The sequence below is a fragment of the Chthoniobacter sp. genome (assembly GCF_040003245.1).
Taxonomy (GTDB): Bacteria; Verrucomicrobiota; Verrucomicrobiia; order Chthoniobacterales; family Chthoniobacteraceae; genus Chthoniobacter.
In genome coordinates this window covers 1-15,971 of record NZ_JBDUCX010000152.1, presented here as the reverse complement: position 1 = coordinate 15,971, position 15,971 = coordinate 1, and the positions used below count along the sequence as shown (strand labels likewise).

Below are 15,971 nucleotides of genomic sequence, written 5' to 3'. Positions count from 1 at the left end.
GGGCGGAGATCCGGTTCGCAGCATCAGCCCAGCGCGTGGGGACACGCGCCCTACACCTGAAGCCTTGCGTAAGCGCCCTGCAAAGAATTTGCTCTGTCAGGTTGACAGGAGGCAACAAGCCGCTAATCTTCGCCCTCTTTTCCTCTAACCCAATTTTCCGACACGGCCTATGAAACGCACCTATCAACCCTCGAAGCGCACCCGCAAACGCCAGTTCGGCTTCCGCGCGCGTATGAAGACCAAGAACGGCCGGGCCATCCTTTCGCGCCGCCGCCAGCAGGGCCGCAAGCGCCTCCTGCCCAAGGGTGTGGAGATTCCTTACGCCCGCCACACGCAGGCCTGAGCATTTTCGATTTTCGATTTTCGATTTTTGGTTTGTGACGGCGGAGGTGGTGGCTTCAATGACGAGGTCGGCGGCCATCAGCGTTCCGAAAGCCGAGATCCCAAATCAGAAATCAAAATGACCGGCCTTCGTTTTCCCAAGTCCGCCCACCTTGTTCGCGCCTCGGAGTTCCAGAGGATGCGGCGCGAGGGGCAGTCGTTCCACGGGAAATTCATCGTCCTGAGTGTCCTCAAGGATTTGCCGTCGCCGGAAGTGCGCATCGGCTTGATCACCTCCCGCCGGGTCGGCGGAGCGGTGGTGCGCAATCGCGTGCGGCGCCGGATGCGCGAGATCGTGCGCGCAGCCCGTCCGCAAATCGCCGCCGGCACCTGGCTCACGCTGGTCGCCCGGCAGGCAGCGGCGAATGCGACTTTCCAAAGCATGGCGGCCGAGTGGCTTCAACTGGCGCAGCGCAGTCACCTTCTCGGCGCATGTTCCTGATCCGCTTTCTCATTCGCGGCTACAAGCTCCTGATCTCGCCCATCCTGCACGGGTTGGGCGGGCCGGCGACGGGCTGCCGGTATCTACCGAGCTGCTCGCTGTATTTTCTCGAGGCCTGCGAAGTGCACGGCGTCGCGCGCGGAAGCTGGCTCGGCGTGAAACGTATCGCGCGCTGCCATCCGTGGGGTGGCGAAGGTCTCGACCCCGTCCCGCCCGCGCGCCCGCTCGGAGCACGCAGCAGCTCGCACATTTAAGCTCTTATGTTGGATCGCAAAGGAATCATCGGCATCATTCTCCCCGCCATCGTCTTGATGGTGTGGTGGTACTATAATAACGAAGAGATGAAGAAGCTGGCCGCGGTGCGGGCCCAGCAGCAAACCGTGGCGGCGGAGGCGGCCAAGGTCGCCCAGGCGGAGGCGCAAAAGAATGCTCCCGCGCCAGCGCCGGGGGCCACGCCCGCGGCGACCACACCGGCGGAGGCCGCGGTGCCGGAGCAGACCGAGGTGCTGAGCACGGAATCGGTCGACTACACTTTCACCACGCGCGGCGCGGGCATTGCCAAGGCGCTGCTCAAGAAGCATGAGGCGGAGCACGGGACGCGGATGACGCTCAATCAATTCGGCGATGTGCCGATCGGCGCGTTGACCGAGCTGCCCGGGGAACTCTCCAAGGTGGCCTTCCACGACGCCGTCGACCGCGATGACGGGGTGATTACCTTCGAAGGCAGCGACGCGCGGGGCTTGCACCTGACGAAGAAATTCGTCGTCCCGAAGTCGACCAACCTGGACAAGGACTACATCGTGAATCTGCGGGTGATTTTCGACAACCGGGGCACGGAGCCGGTGACGGTGCCGGGCTACTACGTTTACACGGGTGCGGCGGCGCCGGTGCACCAGCGCGACATGCCGACCTACACGGGTTTCAAATATCCCGAGGGGAAATTTGTCGACGTTCTCTCGTTTTCCGGCGGCTGGTTCAAGAAGGAGCAGAGCACTTTCACGGCATCGCGGGAGGGCATTCCGTGGGCGGCGGTGGCGGACCAGTATTTCACTTCGCTCGTGACGCCGGTGGTGGACCCGGAGAATGGGGCGGACCCTTTGAAGCAGCGCGGTAATTCCGTGTGGGCGACGCGGTTCCCGATCACGGACGACGCCTGGAAGGAGACGGGGCACTCGACGGATGGCAGCACGACGCCGCGCTACGGCATCGAGGGTGCGCTCGGCATGCCGGGCTTCACGCTGGCCCCGGGGCAGAAGCAGGTGCAGAGTTTTCGCATCTACACCGGGCCGCGCGAATATGGCCGCTTGCGGCTAATGTCGGATGGGGAAGTGGACGTGCTGGCCTTCTCGGACTTCGGCGGACTGTTCAGTTTCCTCGGGCCATTCGTGGGCTTCTTCAGCAAGGTGCTGCTCTTCTCGCTCAATTCGCTGCACGCCTACGTCTATGGGTTTGCGGGGCAGAACTCCTACGCGGTCGCGATCATCATCCTCACGCTCATCATCAAGGCGCTGCTCTGGCCCATGCAGAACAAGGCGACGAAAGCGGGCAAGCGGATGCAGGCGCTGCAGCCGAAGATGGGGGAAGTCCGGGAGAAATATAAGGACGACCCGACGAAGATGAACACCGAGGTGATGAAGCTCTACAAGGAGTACGGGGTGAACCCGCTGGCCGGGTGTCTGCCCGCCTTCATCCAGATGCCGATCTTCTTCGGCTTCTACAATATGCTCGGCAAGGCGGTGGAATTGCGGAACAGCAAATTCCTGTGGGTGCATGACCTTTCCCAGCCCGACACGCTCTTCCATATTCCCGGCTTTGACTTCCCGGTGAACATCCTGCCGCTCTTCATGGCGGGCACGATGGTGTGGCAAATGTCGGCCTCGCCCAAGACCGGCGACCCCACGCAGCAAAAGATCATGATGCTCATGCCGCTGATCTTTGTGATGTTCTGCTATAACTATGCGTCAGCGTTGGCGCTTTACTTAACGGTCAATAATTTGGTTTCTGTCGTGCAGCTCTACGCGACGCGGAACCAGCCTCTGCCCACTTTGCAAAAGCGGCCTCCGCCCGCGAAGAGGAAATAAGCGCCACTTTTTATGAGCCTGAACCCACGCGAGACCCTCGATACGATGCTGGGGCTCCTTGGCTTCGTCTGTGAGATCAAGGAGTTCGAGCATGAACACGGCCTGACCCTGCAGGTCTATACGGCGGAGAAAGACCGCCTCATCGGGCGCAACGGCGCGCTGCTGGAGGACATCCAGACGCTGCTCAACCGGCTGCTCCAGGCGAAGGACAAGAACGCGCAGAAGGTGCAGGTGGACATCGAGCACTGGCGGGAGATGAAGGACGACAACCTCGCGCATCGTGTGCGGCAGATCGGGGAGATCGTGCGGCAGACGGGGCGGCCGTATCATCTCGAGCCGATGAACGCCTACGAGCGGCGCATCGTGCACAACGCCTTCAAGGACGATCCGGATATCGCGACGTGGAGCCCGCCGGACGATGCGCGGCTGAAGCGCATTACCCTGCGCAAGAAGCAGCCGGGCGCGCCGGAGCAGTAGGGGAGAAGAGCCAAGTTTCAAATTAGGGCACTACCCTTTTTTCCATCTTCCGGTTGACTGGGGAAAATTCCGTGTCATTGTCGCCTCCCTTTTCCCGCGACCCGTGTCGTTCCGAATTATGACCAGCACCCTTCTCGAAGAAGCTTTTAAAGTGATTCCCAGCCAGCAGTTGCTCGTGAACGTGGTTTCCAAGCGCGTTCGTCAACTCACCGCCGGGCATCGTCCCATGGTCGAGACCGGCCCGCGCATGGGCTTCTCGGACATCGCGCTCAAGGAAATCATCGAGGGCAAGCTGCAGTTTGAACCGGCTTCGGCGGAGTCCGAGGACGGCAAGAATTAAGCCCGCGCACCCGGTGCGCGCCCGAGCATGAGCGCGGATATCTCCATCAACCGCAAAGCCCTGCGGGAGTACCATATCCTGGAGCGATTCGAGGCTGGCCTCGAGCTCAAGGGGACCGAGGTAAAGTCCATCCGCGGCGGCCTCGCCAATCTCAACAACGCCTTCGCGCGCATTGAGAATGGGCAGGCGTTTCTCTTCGATGTGGACATCCAGCCGTACATCCGCGCGAGCTTCGAGCAGCATCTGCCAAAGCGCGTGCGCCGGCTGTTGCTGCACAAGAAGGAGATCGAGCGCTTGATGGGCCTGACGCAGATCAAAGGCCACACGCTGGTGGCGCTCTGGATGTATTGGAAGGATGCGCGGGTGAAGGTCGAGATCGGCGTGGGCAAGGGCAAAGAGGCCTCCGACAAGCGCCAGGATCTCAAGGACAAGGCGACCAAACGGGAGACGGACCGTGAAGTGGCGCGCTTCAACAAGAAGCACGCGTAGGGGGGAGCGTAGGCCGAAAATTTACCGCCGAGGCGCGGAGGCGCGGAGGGTTGAAGGCAGCGGAGAGGAGACGACTTCCGTTCTTTTCTTCTCCGCGCCTCTGCGCCTCGGCGGTGAAAATCTTCCTTTATCCGCCCAGGAGCGACATCTCCGCCTTCGGCTGGGCGACGGTTGCGCTGGAGCGGATTTCAGAATAACGATCCGTCCGCGCCCGCCATACGCCGGAGACCAGCTCCGCCAGGTCCGTGTCGCTCGCGCCAGCGCGCAGGGGTGACCGCAGATCCACGCCCGTGCTGGCGAAGAGGCAGGTGAAGAGCCGTCCATCCGCCGAGAGTCGCGCACGGGTGCAATCGCCGCAGAAGGGCTGGGTGACGGAAGAAATCACGCCGATCTCGCCGCCGCCATCGCGGTGGCGGTAGCGCCGGGCGACCTCGCCGGGATAATTGGCGGCGACTGGCTCCAGCGGAATCTCAGCGGTGAGGCGCGAGATGATTTCCGCCGCGGGAACGACGTCCTCCATGCGCCAGGCATTGGTGTTGCCCACGTCCATGAATTCGATGAAGCGCAGGATAAATTCCGGGCCGCGAAAGTGCCGCGCCATGGGCAGAATTTGGTCTTCGTTGACTCCACGCTTGACCACCATGTTGATCTTGATGGGCGCGAAGCCGACGGCACGTGCGGCCTCGATGCCGCGCAACACGCGATGCACCGGGAAATCCACATCGTTCATCGCTCGGAAAATCTCATCGTCGAGCGCATCGACGCTGACCGTGAGGCGCCGCAACCCCGCGTCTCGCAGGCTTTTGGCCTCTTCGAGCAGGCGCGACCCGTTGGTCGTGAGAGTGAGATCATGAACCCCCGCGACAGTGGCCAGCGCAGAGACCAGGCGATGTAGTTGGCGTCGCAACAGGGGCTCACCGCCCGTCAGTCGGATCTTCTCCGTGCCGAGCCCGGCGAATACCCGGGCCAATCGGGCGATCTCCTCGAAGGTGAGCACGTCATCCTTGGGCAAAAAGTCGTAGCCGCGTCCGAAGACCTCCTTGGGCATGCAATAGCCGCAGCGGAAATTGCAGCGATCCGTCACCGAAATGCGCAGGTCGCGCAACGGTCGCTGCAATTGGTCGAGGACAGTGGAGATCACAAAAGGGAAGCTACGATGTCTCGCGAGACTCAACAAGGAGCGAGCCTGCCAGAAGTGCGATAGGGGTATCGCCCGCCGGGTTGATTCGCCCGTGCTCCCGGGCAAAAGCAAAACGCCCCGGTTTTCACCGGGGCGTTTGCGAGAGATTTGCGTTTGCGCTGGCGAGGGCGCAAGCGGCTTAGTAGCGCTTCTGGTAGCCGCCACGATCACCACCACCCCCACGATCGCCACCGCGGCCGCCGCCACCACCACCGCCGCCACCGCCGAAGGAACGGCGAGGTCCGCCGCCGCCACCGCCGCCGCCGCGTTCTTCACGAGGACGGGCTTCGTTGACGGTCAAGGCGCGACCCTGCACGGTCTTGCCGTGGAAGAGGCTGATGGCCTTCTGCGCTTCTTCAGCCGAGGACATGGTCACGAAGGCGAAGCCGCGGCTTTTGCCGGTGAACTTATCCTGCATGAGGGCGACTTCGGAGACAGTGCCGGCTTCGGCAAAGGTGTCTTGAAGGTCGACTTCGGTGGTATCGAAGGAAAGATTTCCTACGTAGAGTTTATTGGACATACTGCTGTTTTCGTTTTCACAAGCGGCTCCTTCGGTGGCTGTTTCCGGTTATCGGATCTCAAAACTGCCACTGAAAGTCCGCGGCGAACCGCGTCACGAAACAACTAGCAATCTACCAAACCTATTAAGGTTCCAAACTTGTGTGTGGGCACGAGGAAACACCGCTTTGCCCCGACACGCAAGGAGAATCTGGGGGAAAATGAGTACTACCCGAGGCGGTAGACGATGCGCGCCTTGGAGAGGTCGTAAGGAGACATCTCGAGCTTCACGCGGTCACCATTGGTGAGGCGGATGAAGCGTTTGCGCATTTTGCCGGAGATGTGGGCCAGAACGCTGTGTTTATTACCGAGCTCGACGCGGAACATGGTCCCGGCCAGAACGGAGGTGATTTTGCCTTCGGTTTCGATCGTATTGTCCACTGCCATAACAAGAGACACTGCGGCGCCGTAGGGGGCAGCGCGGAAGGAGCGGCCAAGGGCGGCTCCAAGGGTTTGCGAACAGCTTTCAGAGAAGCACTCCATGCCGGCACGCGCCGGTGAAGGGCGGGGAGCATCGTCTATGCCGCGCAGATTGCAAGCACTGTTCCTGAGTCTCCGGTAAATACTTTGTGAAGGCTAGCCGCAGAGACGCAGAGACGCGGAGGGAGGAAGAGGAGACAAAGGGCGATATTCTGCTTCGAGACCCGTTTGATCCGCGTCACTTTCTCTGCCTTCCCTCCGCGTCTCCGCGCCTCCGCGTTTCAATCATCCGACTTCCGTCAATTGCGACCCGTCATCTGAACCCGCTCTACAAGTGCAGATTCGGATACTGCCAGTCTTCCCACTGGCCGTCGCATTTCAGCGTGGGGCAGTGAAAGTGGACTTGTTCGTCGGCATCAAGCGTGATGCGGATATCGTGGCCGGTGAAAAGATGTTCGCACTTCGCGCAGAAGCGCATTTCGCCGACCGACCACCAGTGTTTGAGCGGATCGGCGGCCTGAAAGAGCTTCAGTTTTCGTCCGAGGGTTTCGGGGAGCACGTTCACGCCCTGAATATATTGCATCAGGGCTCCGCTGTCGAGGTGGCCGCCAAAAAGCTCGCTTAAAATGCTTATTGCGCCGTCCAGCCGCCATCCACGGCGAGCATCGCACCAGTGACGTAGCTCGCGGCGTCGCTGGCCAGAAAGATGGCCGCGCCCTGGATCTCGCGCAGTTCGCCCCAGCGCTTCAGTGCGGTGGCGCCGACGATGAATTTCTTCCCTTCGTCCGTATCGGCGATGGGCACATTCATGTCGGTGAGGAACGGCCCGGGGCAGAGCGCGTTCACGGTGATGCCATTCCCGGCGACCTCGAGTGCGAGCGCCCGGGTCATCTGCACGATGGCGCCTTTGCTCGCCGTGTAGGGCGTGCGGTTCGCGAGACCCACGAGCCCGAGCGCGCTGGCGAGATTGATGATGCGTCCCCAGCCGCGCGCTTTCATTTGCGGGAGCACGGCGCGGCTGCATAGCCAGGAGCCGGTCACGTTGATCTCCATCACCTGGCGAAATTGCTCCGACGTCAGTTGATCGATCGGGCCGCGGATGTTGATGCCGGCGCTGTTGATCAGGATATCGATGGCGCCGAATTCGCGCAGCGCCGCATCGCGTGCGGCGTCGACTTGCTGCTCATCCGTCACATCGGCCACGAGCCCGAGCGCACCGTGTCCGAAGTCCGCCGCGATTTGCGCCGCGGCCGTTTGCGCCTCGTCGAGATGACGGCTCAGGAGCACGACATTCGCCCCGGCGGAAGCGAGGGCCGCGCCCATCGCCGAGCCGAGCCCTTTCGAGCCACCGGTGATGAAGGCGGTGCGACCGGTGAGGTCGAATTGCTGGATGCCGGGCAGGGGAGAGGGAGTGGGATTCATGGGAAGGAAATTGGGTTTACGACAAAGGCCAGTGTGCGTCGCGCAGCGCGGGAAAATCACGCCGCCACGCGGAGACGACCTCGGGCTCCAGCAGGGCGGAGATGACCTGCTCGCGCTCGCCGGCATCCCCGATGATGACGCCATGCGGGTCGACGACGACACTGCGGCCCGAGTAGAGGAATTCCGGGTCGCGTCCCACGCGATTCACACCCACGACGTAGGCTTGGTTTTCAATCGCCCGGGCTTGCAGCAGCGTGAGCCAATGCTGCTGGCGCTTTACCGGCCACAGCGCCATTACCACGAAAAGATTCGCTCCCTGGCGCGCGGCTGAACGGAAGATTTCGGGGAAGCGCAAATCGTAGCAGACGAACGGCGCCACCACGAAGCCGCCCCACTGGAAGGTCACGATCTCGGTGCCCGCTTCGTGTCCCTGTGCTTCGCCGCCGAGGCTGAAGGGATGAATCTTCGCATAGCGCGCCGCCAGCTTTCCGTCGGGCGAAAAAACCACCGCTTCGTTCCGTCCCATCTCCGCAACCCCGCGGCTCACCACACCGCCCGCGACGAACACGCCATGCTGGCGCGCCAGCCCGGCGAGAAACGCTTCATCCTCGCGCTGTTCATCCTGGCGCGTCACCGCGAGATTCATCGAAAACCCGCAGGCGAACATCTCCGGCAACACCACGAGCGATCCTGCCGTTGGCGCTGCACTTTCCACCAGTGCCTCCACCTTGCGGAAATTCGCCGCTTTGTCCTCCCACACGATATCGAGCTGGACGGCGAACACATTCGGGGCGGGCATGCCGCGAGCCTGCGCGAATCCCACGGCCCGCCGCAAGTGTGGATCTTCTCGCAAATATTCCGCAATGGAGCCCACAGAGCCAATGGAGCAATGCACATTTTCCGCCGAGTCATGCGACACTTCCGACAATGCAGTCCATCCCGACCACTCCACCCGAACGGGTGAATTACGCCCGGTTGCCTCAACCCTCCGCGTTCAGCCGCAGCCCGCCACGCCCCGAGCCGCGGCGCGGTCCCGAATGGCCAGTCCAGAGTAATCGTGCCTGATCGTGCCTAATCGTGCCTCTTTTTTTCCATCATCGTGCCCTCCGTTGCCGCCAAACGACAAAGCGTTCGGGAGAGGCTCCCGAACGCTTTGTGCTTAAAACCGAAATCTCAGAACGGACGACTGCTTACAGCCCGTCCGGGTGCCGGGCGACGAAGCCGAAGGCCGGGCGGCCGCTCAGGCGCCAGCGAGGACCGTCTTCCCCGCCGAAACCGGTAGTATCGAGCCGGAGGCCGGCGATGACCGCGAAGACGTGTCCGTCCCGGGCGTAGACGGTGATCCAGCGGCCTTTGCCGTTGGCGCCGTAGCCGGTGAATTCCTTGGAGACAACCGGCGAGTGGATGAGACCCGCATGATGGAGCAGGAACGACACGGTGCCGGAGCAATCGTAGCCGTCGACATAGAAGCTCTCGTGACCGCCGCCCCAGACGTAGGGCTTGGTGCGAAGGTAGTTGGTCGCCCAGATGGCGCGCTTCACACATTCCGGGGCGTTTTCCGGGGCGGAGGCGATGCCCGTGCGGCGGTCGAGGGCAGCCTTGTCGCCCGGCACGGTCGGGCCGGAGGTGGGCGGGGTGGCGGAGGTGTAGCCGGCGTGGCTGGAAGGAGCGAGCGTGAGCAGCACCATCGCGGCGCCGAGGGCAATCGAAGCAGGATAAGTAAAAATGCGGTTCATACCCAGTCTATTGCAAAAACAGGGCCATGACCGGACAAACTATTTTCGGGAAACTACCGAGATTGGGGCAGGAGATACCCAAAATACTCAGGTTTCCTGATTCCATGAGCTTTGGCGGGCGATCACCTGGCGGGCGGTAAACCGAAACATTCTGTCCTGACACTTTTGCAATTGTGAGAAAACACCGTAATTTCCATATCATTGCGCCATTTGATTCGCCGTATCGATTTGCGGGGCAGTAGGGTGCCGCCCATCGATGGCCCTGCCGACCGGATCCCGCTCCCGATGATATTTCGCCGAAAGGAACTCCAGCGTGCGGTCATCCTCGAAACCGTCCTTTTCCTCGGAGGCTGCCTTCTTGTGACGCTGACCTTCTGCCTGTTCTGTCAGCTAGCCGGAAGCCTGATTTGGCGGCTGAAGCTGAAGTATCACTATGTCGAGGGACGCACGCGGGTAGAAAAGGCCGAGGTGGTCCATCAAGAGGGCCTATACAATGTCCGAGTCACGCACCGGCTGGAGAACGCCAGCGAGCAACACCAAACCTCGGAATTCACGGAGGAGGAGGCGCCGTCTGCCCCGAACGCCGCGGAAGCTGAACTGCTGCGCGACCGCTATCAAGTGGGACAGCTCTATCCCTGTTGGTATCTGCCCGGCCAGCCCGACTACAACAACGTGCTCTTGCGCGAGGGGCTGGACGTGTCGTGGCCGCTCCGGCGGGCGTGGTTTCCGCTCCTCATGGGCGTTCCCGCCTGGTTTGCGTGCCGCTGGTCGTGGCGGCGGTGGAAGGCGCGGGGGTGGGCGAAGGACACTCCGGCATAGTCGAACCGTGGCAGTGGACGATGCGCAGCCTTTCCGCTAGTAAAAGCGAGCACTGGAGCCGGCTTCGTTTCACCGCCGATCTTCAAAGCCCCCCACATGAGCCAACTTGCGACTGCTGCTGCTCCTCCGTTTTCCGTGCCCCGGCGCCCAAGGCTGTGGTGCGCCCGGCTGGCCGCGGTCCTTTTTTGCGTGGCGATGGGATTGTCCCCCGCGGACGCGGAGAATGGACGGCTCACGGTCACCTGGCTGGAAATGCCTGTGCATGGGCTGGCCGTGGTCATGGAGACGCCGTCGGGCAAGACCTACCTGATCGACACCGGCGGCGTGCAACAAAAAGGCGACACCGATTACACGGCCGGCCGCGACACCATCGCGCCGTTTCTCACTGGCCGCGGGTGCAAGGAGATCGCCGGGATTTCCATCAGTCATCCCCACCTGGATCATTACGGTGGGGCGAGCTGGCTGCTGAACAACTGGAAGGTCGGCACGTTCATCGACAACGGTTACGAAGGGCGCGGCCAGAGCCCGAGTTACACGCAGCTCCGCCGCATGGCTGCACAGCGGGGCGCGACCTATCGCGTGGTGCACGGCGGCGACACGCTCGACTGGGATCCGGCGCTTTCCGTGGAGGTGCTGTCGCCTCCGGCGGAATTCCTCAGCATGAACGACGACCCGGCGAAAGTTTCCGAGCACGGCCTGCTCAATTCCAACTCGATCGTGCTGCGCGTGCAGCATGGGAAGAACATCTTTCTCTTTCCCGGCGACAGCTATGGCGGCGCCTTCGAGCGGTATTTGCTGGCCAGCGTCGCGCCGGAAAAACTCGCGGCCACGGTGCTCACGGCGCCGCATCACGGCTTCAATCCCGGCGTTCAATTTCCGAAGATGACGCATCCGCAATTCGTCGTCACCTCGTGTCTCGCGGACTATCCGGGCAATGCGAACACGCCGAATCCGCGCTCTCCCGGTGAACGGGCCACCAAGGTCTTCGGGGACATGGGAGCGAAGGTCTACGTCACGGCGTGGCATGGCAATGTGCAGGCGGTTTCCGACGGTGAGACGGTGAAGATGAGCAGCCAGCGCGAAGCGGCGGCCACGCCTCCACCGGTCCCATGAGTGGGATCGTCGGCCATTCGTTCTACGCGGTGCTTGGGCTGAAGGCGGCGGTGGAGCGCCAGTTGCCGCTGGCCGCGGTCGCCCACCGGCATTTTGCCAGCTACGTCGCGGGCGCTTATCTCGGGAGCGACATTCAGGTGATGCCGGAGGCCGTCTGTCTCGATACCGGGCGCGAGGTGGGATTCGGGACGGTGCCGCTGGAAAAGAGCCCGCTCACCGGGGGACCGGTGCGGCAGTTTCGGCTGGTCACGCCGGAGGGGCCGCTCACGGCCTATCAACTGCATGAGCGGTTCTACGGGCGCTCGCACCTGGTCTTTGGCTGGAAGAAAGGCGACGCCGGGCTGCGTGTGCCGTGGGACCATTTGCCCGACTACTTTGCGGCGGCGATCGAGGATGCCTTCGCGCTCTTCGGTCCCGGCGAACGTCCGCTGGCCTATGCTCTCGGATGGATCGTGCATGTGGTGAGCGACAGCCTCATCAAGTCCATCCAGCCGGGCGTGGATTTGCAACTGCTCGATGGCACGTACACCGCGCGCAATCGGCCGGTGCAGGATCTCGTGACGTTTCACGAACTGGGAGTGAAGGAGTTTCATCTGCGCTGGGCGGCGCTCTTCGAGGATCTCGCGGACACGCCCGTCGAGCCGCTGCAACTCCACTACATGCGGGCCACGGCGCCACGGGGAGAACTGGCGCGCCTTTTTCCCGATGGCTGGCAGCCCGGGGCCGAGCCCACGCTGCGCGCCGTGCTGGCGGAGAATCGCCGCTACGTGCGCCAGCATGCCCGCGACGTCCTCGCCAGCCTGCAACTGCACGACACGCCGGCCGGGCCCGAGTGCACGCCCGAGCTGCGCGAAATCACCGGCCTCACTTATGCCGAAATGCTCGACGCCGCGCGGGCGGCGAATTTCCGCCACGCGCTTTGGCAGATGGGCGAACAGATCGCCGAAATGTTCGCCGCAGTCGCCCATCGCTGCGCGCCGCTGGCCGGACTACCCGTGAACGAAGGACCGGCGTGGAGCGAGATCAGCCAACGATGGAAGGGGTAGCGAGGTGGGACGGGGACAACCGCGGAAGAGCGAATAGCCGCCGGCTGCCCGGTGTCCGCTCCCTTTTATCTCTCCTTCTTGTCCTGCCACATTTTGATGATGAGCCAGCGGCCGTCGATTTTCTGCAAACCCAGCGTATCGGTCACGGTGCCCCACTTCGGCGCCGAGGTGGTGGAGCGGCGTTTGCTGGCGTGGCCGTCGAGGCTGATCGCGCTCCATTCGTAGGTGAAGGTGACGTGCGCCGACACCGCGTCGGGAGTTTCAATATTCACGCCGCGCAGATTGCGGACCTGATAATTGGACCAGTGCGTCATGAACATCTCGCGGCTGCGATGAATGTATTCCCGCGTCTTTTGGCCTTCATTGAAGTAGCCGACCCGCGGTGCGCAGAGGCTGACATAGTCGTTGGCATTCCCGGTCTCCAAGGCGTGGGTGTAACCATTGACGACGCCCATGATGGCGGCCGTCTCCGGAGAATTGGCGGAGATAGCCGGAGGGGTTGGTGTTGGGGTGGGCGTCGCCCCAATGACCGCTTTCGGCACTGGCGCCGGGGTCGAAGGTGCTGGCTTCCGGACCAGCTCGATCAGCGGCGGTTGGGTGGTGCCGTCCTCCCTCACGTCCACGATGAATTCCGCGGTCTCGTATCCCTCCCGTTCGACCTTGAGCCGCCAGTTGCCGACGCCGACGTTTTCCAATTGCAGCGGGCTTTTGCCTTTGCCGTCGCCGTTCAAGAATACATCCGCGCCGGAGGGCATGGTGTTAACGATGATGGGCGTCGTCTTCGGGGGATCTGCCTTGGCGACTTCCGGCACGGGCGTGGCGGGTGGGGGCGTGGCGGCTGATGGTGCCGGGGTGGTGGCCTGTGTGGAAGTCGTCACGACGCTGGCGGTCGCGGCAGTGGGACCGCTTCGATGATCGGCGGGCTTGTTGATCATCCAGACGACGAGCCCCACGACGATCAGCGCCGCCGCAGCCAGGGCCAGACGGGCGTTTTTCTGGAAATCGCGAATGGTGGGCGGCGCTGATTCCAGAGGAGGTTGAGGCGTTCCGGCCGCGCCGGGGCACGAACCTTTCTCGATCCACTCGGCGATCACTTTGGCGCTGGCGGGGCGATCGGACGGAGACTTGGCCAGGCAACTGGAGACGATGTCTTCCCAGACTTGGGGAATGGGTGGTCCTTCGCGTCCCAGTTCCTTGCGGCGCTGGGTCATGGAGGGCACTTGCGCCGTATGAATCTGGGCGGCGACATTGCCGCGAAAGAAAGGCGGCCGGGAGGTGAGCAACTCGTAGATGACGGCGCCGAACGAATAGATGTCGTCACTTTCACGGGGCAGATCGCCGAGCGCCTGCTGCGGGCTCATGTAGGGGAGCGTGCCGGAAACAATCTGGGTGCGGGTCACGCGGCTCATGGAATCGGCAATCACGCTGGCGATCCCAAAGTCGGTGATCTTCAGCCGGCCATCGGTGCCGATCATCAGGTTGCTCGGTTTCAGGTCGCGATGGACGATGCCGGCGATGCTGTGCGCGTAGTAAAGGGCCTCGGCCAGTTGCAGCATCCACGTGCGGATATCCTCGACATCGAAGCAGTGCCGCTCGCGCTTGTAGCGCAATTGGGAAAGGGTCTCGCCCTCGACATACTCCATCGAGATCGCGGCCGCGGAGTCGTCCTGTTCGAAATCGTAAATCCGCATGATGTGCGGATGCGTGATTTTTCGACTGACCAGCGTTTCGTGGCGCAGCTCCTGGAGGGCCTCGGGCTCGCGGACGAGTTCATCGGCGAGGAACTTCAAGGCGACGAAACAAAACAGCCGCATGTCCTGCGCGAGCCAGACCACGCCGCGACCGCCGCGGCCGAGTTCCTGCCGGATCAAGTAACGGTTGAAGAGACGCTGCTCCGGCGAGAAAGCCCGAAATGTCCCCGTAGTCGCGCGCGGCTCTTCCGTTGGTGGGTTGATGGCGTCGTCCATCGCGCTCGCGCTTGTAGAGAGGTCGGGCGATTTTTGCAAGTCGCTATTCCCGGCGGCGTCCCTCCTCCAATGAACAAAAGTGTCGCATTCTGAAGGGATTGACGTAGGTGTCCCGCAAGATCGTGACGAACCGTTTCGCCAGACATAGCAACAATCCTTGGCCGGTGGTTATGATCTCTGCCGCCCTGGCGTTCCCCGCGCTCCTCTTCGGCGAGAGCGCGCCGGTCGGGCCGACGGTCGTCACTGCCGGGAATCCCGGTGCGAAAAGCGGCGAGACTTCTTTTCCGATCAACCAGCCGGCGCCGAATAGCGGGACGCCGGTGGCCTTGAAGAGCAGCCCGAATACGCTGATCGTGGACGCCGTCGGGGGCATGCCGGACGGAGGGACGTATCGCGCGAACCTCACGGCGATGTCGGCCCTGCGCAGCGCCGTGCAGTCGGCGAACTCGGAATTGGTGATCACTCCCACCCGGGCGACTCCGAGCTTCTGTCCCGGGGCGACTTACCTCGTCTTTCTATCCGTCCTCGAGCAACTCCATCGGCAGGGCAAGATCGCGCTGGATGAGGAAACTTTGCGGGCGCTGCTGGTGCAGGAACATCAGGCCGATGGCTCTGGGGTCTGGGGGCGCTGGAATGCCAATGGTCCCGGGACGGCGCGCCTGTTTTTTGAAACCGGCCTGGGGCGCAATTTCACTTCATTCGAGGAAGCCCGCGCCGGTGATTTCATGAAGATCTTCTGGAATGAAGAAATCGGGCTGAAGGAGGCCGGTCATTCGGTGGTCTTTCTGGGCAGGATTAGCAAGCCGGACGGGGAGTTTGTGCGTTACTGGTCGTCGAATCAGCCCAACGGATTTGGCATTGCCGAGATTCCCATGCAGCGCATCCGGCGGGTGCTCTTTTCGCGGCTGGAGCATCCGGAGCAAATCCGCAACGTGTTGACGATCCCGGCCCGCGACACCTATCTCGCGGCGATGCTGAAGCGGCCGAGCAGCGGAGAAGAGATGGCCAGGATGGTGGGTTCGGGCGAAAGCCAGGTCATCCGCATTGCGGCCGCGCCGAAAGTGGTGCCGGCCCCGGACAAGCGGCCAACCGTCCCGGACCAGCCGCCCGTGGCACCGAAGGCAACCGTGGCTCCAGGTGTCGCCACCGCTTCCACTCCGACGCCCACGCCGGCCAAGCAACCGTGGTACAAGCGTGTGTTTGGCGGGAAGAGCCCGAGTCAGTAATGACGCTTTAAGGCAGGCCAAAGGCCTGAAACAAGCCAGCCCAGGGCAGAGCGAGCTCTGGGTAGCACAGCACACGAACGGCGAGCCCTGAAAGGGCGGAACAAAAAACGCCTGGTGGCCGGCCGATCAAGCCATTGCGACGCCCACGTTGGGGCTTTGCGTTTTTCGATGCGAGACCCAGGGCGACGCTCGTGCCTCGCTTTGCCCTGGGCTGGCTTGTGGCCGGGCCTTTGGCCCTACACCCGCGGGCCACGCCATCCCTTCGACTTGTTTT

The 15,971-nt window shown here is 62.7% G+C and carries 19 protein-coding genes; 11 read left to right on the top strand and 8 right to left on the bottom strand.

Features of this window, described 5'->3' with window-relative positions; all coding sequences use genetic code 11:
• Positions 1 to 169: 169 nt before the first annotated feature.
• The 7 genes from rpmH (at position 170) to smpB (ending at position 4,210) form a co-directional block, all read left to right on the top strand.
• Positions 170 to 343 (top strand): 50S ribosomal protein L34, encoded by a 174-nt coding sequence (gene rpmH / locus ABJF10_RS19590; protein WP_348546296.1) that lies wholly within the window; start codon positions 170 to 172, stop codon positions 341 to 343.
• Positions 344 to 460: 117 nt separating this feature from the next.
• Positions 461 to 823 carry a ribonuclease P protein component gene (gene rnpA, locus ABJF10_RS19585; protein ID WP_348546295.1) on the top strand — a complete coding sequence of 121 codons (363 nt, stop codon included), beginning with the start codon at positions 461 to 463 and terminating at the stop codon, positions 821 to 823.
• The gene (yidD, locus tag ABJF10_RS19580) at positions 814 to 1,077 is read left to right on the top strand and encodes a membrane protein insertion efficiency factor YidD (RefSeq protein ID WP_348546294.1); all 264 of its coding nucleotides are present in this window, start codon (positions 814 to 816) and stop codon (positions 1,075 to 1,077) included. Before rnpA ends, yidD begins: the two co-directional genes overlap by 10 nt.
• A gap of 6 nt (positions 1,078 to 1,083) precedes the next feature.
• The gene (gene yidC, locus ABJF10_RS19575; RefSeq protein ID WP_348546293.1) at positions 1,084 to 2,904 is read left to right on the top strand and encodes a membrane protein insertase YidC; all 1,821 of its coding nucleotides are present in this window, start codon (positions 1,084 to 1,086) and stop codon (positions 2,902 to 2,904) included.
• Between the two features lie 12 nt (positions 2,905 to 2,916).
• Positions 2,917 to 3,381 carry a R3H domain-containing nucleic acid-binding protein gene (locus ABJF10_RS19570; protein ID WP_348546292.1) on the top strand — a complete coding sequence of 155 codons (465 nt, stop codon included), beginning with the start codon at positions 2,917 to 2,919 and terminating at the stop codon, positions 3,379 to 3,381.
• A gap of 118 nt (positions 3,382 to 3,499) precedes the next feature.
• A complete protein-coding gene (locus ABJF10_RS19565; protein ID WP_348546291.1) occupies positions 3,500 to 3,721 on the top strand; it encodes a DNA-directed RNA polymerase subunit omega in 222 nt (73 codons plus the stop codon).
• A 27-nt stretch (positions 3,722 to 3,748) separates the two neighbouring features.
• Positions 3,749 to 4,210, top strand: coding sequence for an SsrA-binding protein SmpB (gene smpB / locus ABJF10_RS19560; RefSeq protein WP_348546290.1), 462 nt, complete (start codon positions 3,749 to 3,751; stop codon positions 4,208 to 4,210).
• Positions 4,211 to 4,337: 127 nt separating this feature from the next.
• Here the strand turns inward: smpB and moaA are convergent, their stop codons facing one another.
• From moaA to ABJF10_RS19525, 7 genes are all read right to left on the bottom strand, one after another.
• On the bottom strand, positions 4,338 to 5,351 hold the full coding sequence (gene moaA, locus ABJF10_RS19555; RefSeq protein ID WP_348546289.1) for a GTP 3',8-cyclase MoaA: 1,014 nt from the start codon (positions 5,349 to 5,351) through the stop codon (positions 4,338 to 4,340).
• 178 nt (positions 5,352 to 5,529) lie between these two features.
• A complete protein-coding gene (locus ABJF10_RS19550; RefSeq protein WP_348546288.1) occupies positions 5,530 to 5,910 on the bottom strand; it encodes an RNA-binding protein in 381 nt (126 codons plus the stop codon).
• Positions 5,911 to 6,116: 206 nt separating this feature from the next.
• Entirely contained in the window at positions 6,117 to 6,335 is a 219-nt protein-coding gene (infA, locus tag ABJF10_RS19545; protein ID WP_348546287.1) for a translation initiation factor IF-1, read from the bottom strand.
• A 361-nt stretch (positions 6,336 to 6,696) separates the two neighbouring features.
• Positions 6,697 to 6,933, bottom strand: a complete 237-nt coding sequence (locus ABJF10_RS19540) for a hypothetical protein (RefSeq protein ID WP_348546286.1) — start codon at positions 6,931 to 6,933, stop codon at positions 6,697 to 6,699.
• A 65-nt stretch (positions 6,934 to 6,998) separates the two neighbouring features.
• Positions 6,999 to 7,790, bottom strand: a complete 792-nt coding sequence (locus ABJF10_RS19535) for a 3-oxoacyl-ACP reductase family protein (RefSeq protein WP_348546285.1) — start codon at positions 7,788 to 7,790, stop codon at positions 6,999 to 7,001.
• 16 nt (positions 7,791 to 7,806) lie between these two features.
• Positions 7,807 to 8,589, bottom strand: a complete 783-nt coding sequence (locus ABJF10_RS19530; protein ID WP_348546284.1) for a carbon-nitrogen family hydrolase — start codon at positions 8,587 to 8,589, stop codon at positions 7,807 to 7,809.
• A 391-nt stretch (positions 8,590 to 8,980) separates the two neighbouring features.
• A complete protein-coding gene (locus tag ABJF10_RS19525) occupies positions 8,981 to 9,526 on the bottom strand; it encodes a hypothetical protein (protein WP_348546283.1) in 546 nt (181 codons plus the stop codon).
• Positions 9,527 to 9,811: 285 nt separating this feature from the next.
• On the opposite strand from ABJF10_RS19525, the gene ABJF10_RS19520 reads away from it, so the two are divergent.
• The 3 genes from ABJF10_RS19520 (at position 9,812) to ABJF10_RS19510 (ending at position 12,504) form a co-directional block, all read left to right on the top strand.
• Entirely contained in the window at positions 9,812 to 10,345 is a 534-nt protein-coding gene (locus ABJF10_RS19520; RefSeq protein ID WP_348546282.1) for a hypothetical protein, read from the top strand.
• 96 nt (positions 10,346 to 10,441) lie between these two features.
• Positions 10,442 to 11,458, top strand: a complete 1,017-nt coding sequence (locus ABJF10_RS19515; RefSeq protein ID WP_348546281.1) for an MBL fold metallo-hydrolase — start codon at positions 10,442 to 10,444, stop codon at positions 11,456 to 11,458.
• Entirely contained in the window at positions 11,455 to 12,504 is a 1,050-nt protein-coding gene (locus tag ABJF10_RS19510) for a hypothetical protein (protein ID WP_348546280.1), read from the top strand. Before ABJF10_RS19515 ends, ABJF10_RS19510 begins: the two co-directional genes overlap by 4 nt.
• Before the next feature lie 65 nt (positions 12,505 to 12,569).
• Here ABJF10_RS19510 and ABJF10_RS19505 read toward each other — a convergent pair whose 3' ends face one another.
• Positions 12,570 to 14,471 carry a protein kinase gene (locus ABJF10_RS19505; RefSeq protein ID WP_348546279.1) on the bottom strand — a complete coding sequence of 634 codons (1,902 nt, stop codon included), beginning with the start codon at positions 14,469 to 14,471 and terminating at the stop codon, positions 12,570 to 12,572.
• A 170-nt stretch (positions 14,472 to 14,641) separates the two neighbouring features.
• Between ABJF10_RS19505 and ABJF10_RS19500 the strand changes: the two genes are divergently transcribed.
• Positions 14,642 to 15,697 carry a hypothetical protein gene (locus ABJF10_RS19500; protein WP_348546278.1) on the top strand — a complete coding sequence of 352 codons (1,056 nt, stop codon included), beginning with the start codon at positions 14,642 to 14,644 and terminating at the stop codon, positions 15,695 to 15,697.
• The last annotated feature ends 274 nt before the right edge of the window (positions 15,698 to 15,971 follow it).

What these genes read in the sequence shown, in the direction of transcription:
- ABJF10_RS19500 (WP_348546278.1), top strand. Translation starts at nt 14,642, where the DNA reads ATGATCTCTGCCGCCCTGGCGTTCCCCGCGCTCCTCTTCGGCGAGAGC.
- rnpA (WP_348546295.1), top strand. Translation starts at nt 461, where the DNA reads ATGACCGGCCTTCGTTTTCCCAAGTCCGCCCACCTTGTTCGCGCCTCG.
- ABJF10_RS19520 (WP_348546282.1), top strand. Translation starts at nt 9,812, where the DNA reads ATGATATTTCGCCGAAAGGAACTCCAGCGTGCGGTCATCCTCGAAACC.
- ABJF10_RS19505 (WP_348546279.1), bottom strand. Translation starts at nt 14,471, where the DNA reads ATGGACGACGCCATCAACCCACCAACGGAAGAGCCGCGCGCGACTACG.
- rpmH (WP_348546296.1), top strand. Translation starts at nt 170, where the DNA reads ATGAAACGCACCTATCAACCCTCGAAGCGCACCCGCAAACGCCAGTTC.
- ABJF10_RS19530 (WP_348546284.1), bottom strand. Translation starts at nt 8,589, where the DNA reads ATGCCCGCCCCGAATGTGTTCGCCGTCCAGCTCGATATCGTGTGGGAG.
- ABJF10_RS19570 (WP_348546292.1), top strand. Translation starts at nt 2,917, where the DNA reads ATGAGCCTGAACCCACGCGAGACCCTCGATACGATGCTGGGGCTCCTT.
- ABJF10_RS19515 (WP_348546281.1), top strand. Translation starts at nt 10,442, where the DNA reads ATGAGCCAACTTGCGACTGCTGCTGCTCCTCCGTTTTCCGTGCCCCGG.
- ABJF10_RS19510 (WP_348546280.1), top strand. Translation starts at nt 11,455, where the DNA reads ATGAGTGGGATCGTCGGCCATTCGTTCTACGCGGTGCTTGGGCTGAAG.
- yidC (WP_348546293.1), top strand. Translation starts at nt 1,084, where the DNA reads ATGTTGGATCGCAAAGGAATCATCGGCATCATTCTCCCCGCCATCGTC.
- ABJF10_RS19535 (WP_348546285.1), bottom strand. Translation starts at nt 7,790, where the DNA reads ATGAATCCCACTCCCTCTCCCCTGCCCGGCATCCAGCAATTCGACCTC.
- smpB (WP_348546290.1), top strand. Translation starts at nt 3,749, where the DNA reads ATGAGCGCGGATATCTCCATCAACCGCAAAGCCCTGCGGGAGTACCAT.
- infA (WP_348546287.1), bottom strand. Translation starts at nt 6,335, where the DNA reads ATGGCAGTGGACAATACGATCGAAACCGAAGGCAAAATCACCTCCGTT.
- ABJF10_RS19565 (WP_348546291.1), top strand. Translation starts at nt 3,500, where the DNA reads ATGACCAGCACCCTTCTCGAAGAAGCTTTTAAAGTGATTCCCAGCCAG.
- ABJF10_RS19525 (WP_348546283.1), bottom strand. Translation starts at nt 9,526, where the DNA reads ATGAACCGCATTTTTACTTATCCTGCTTCGATTGCCCTCGGCGCCGCG.
- yidD (WP_348546294.1), top strand. Translation starts at nt 814, where the DNA reads ATGTTCCTGATCCGCTTTCTCATTCGCGGCTACAAGCTCCTGATCTCG.
- ABJF10_RS19550 (WP_348546288.1), bottom strand. Translation starts at nt 5,910, where the DNA reads ATGTCCAATAAACTCTACGTAGGAAATCTTTCCTTCGATACCACCGAA.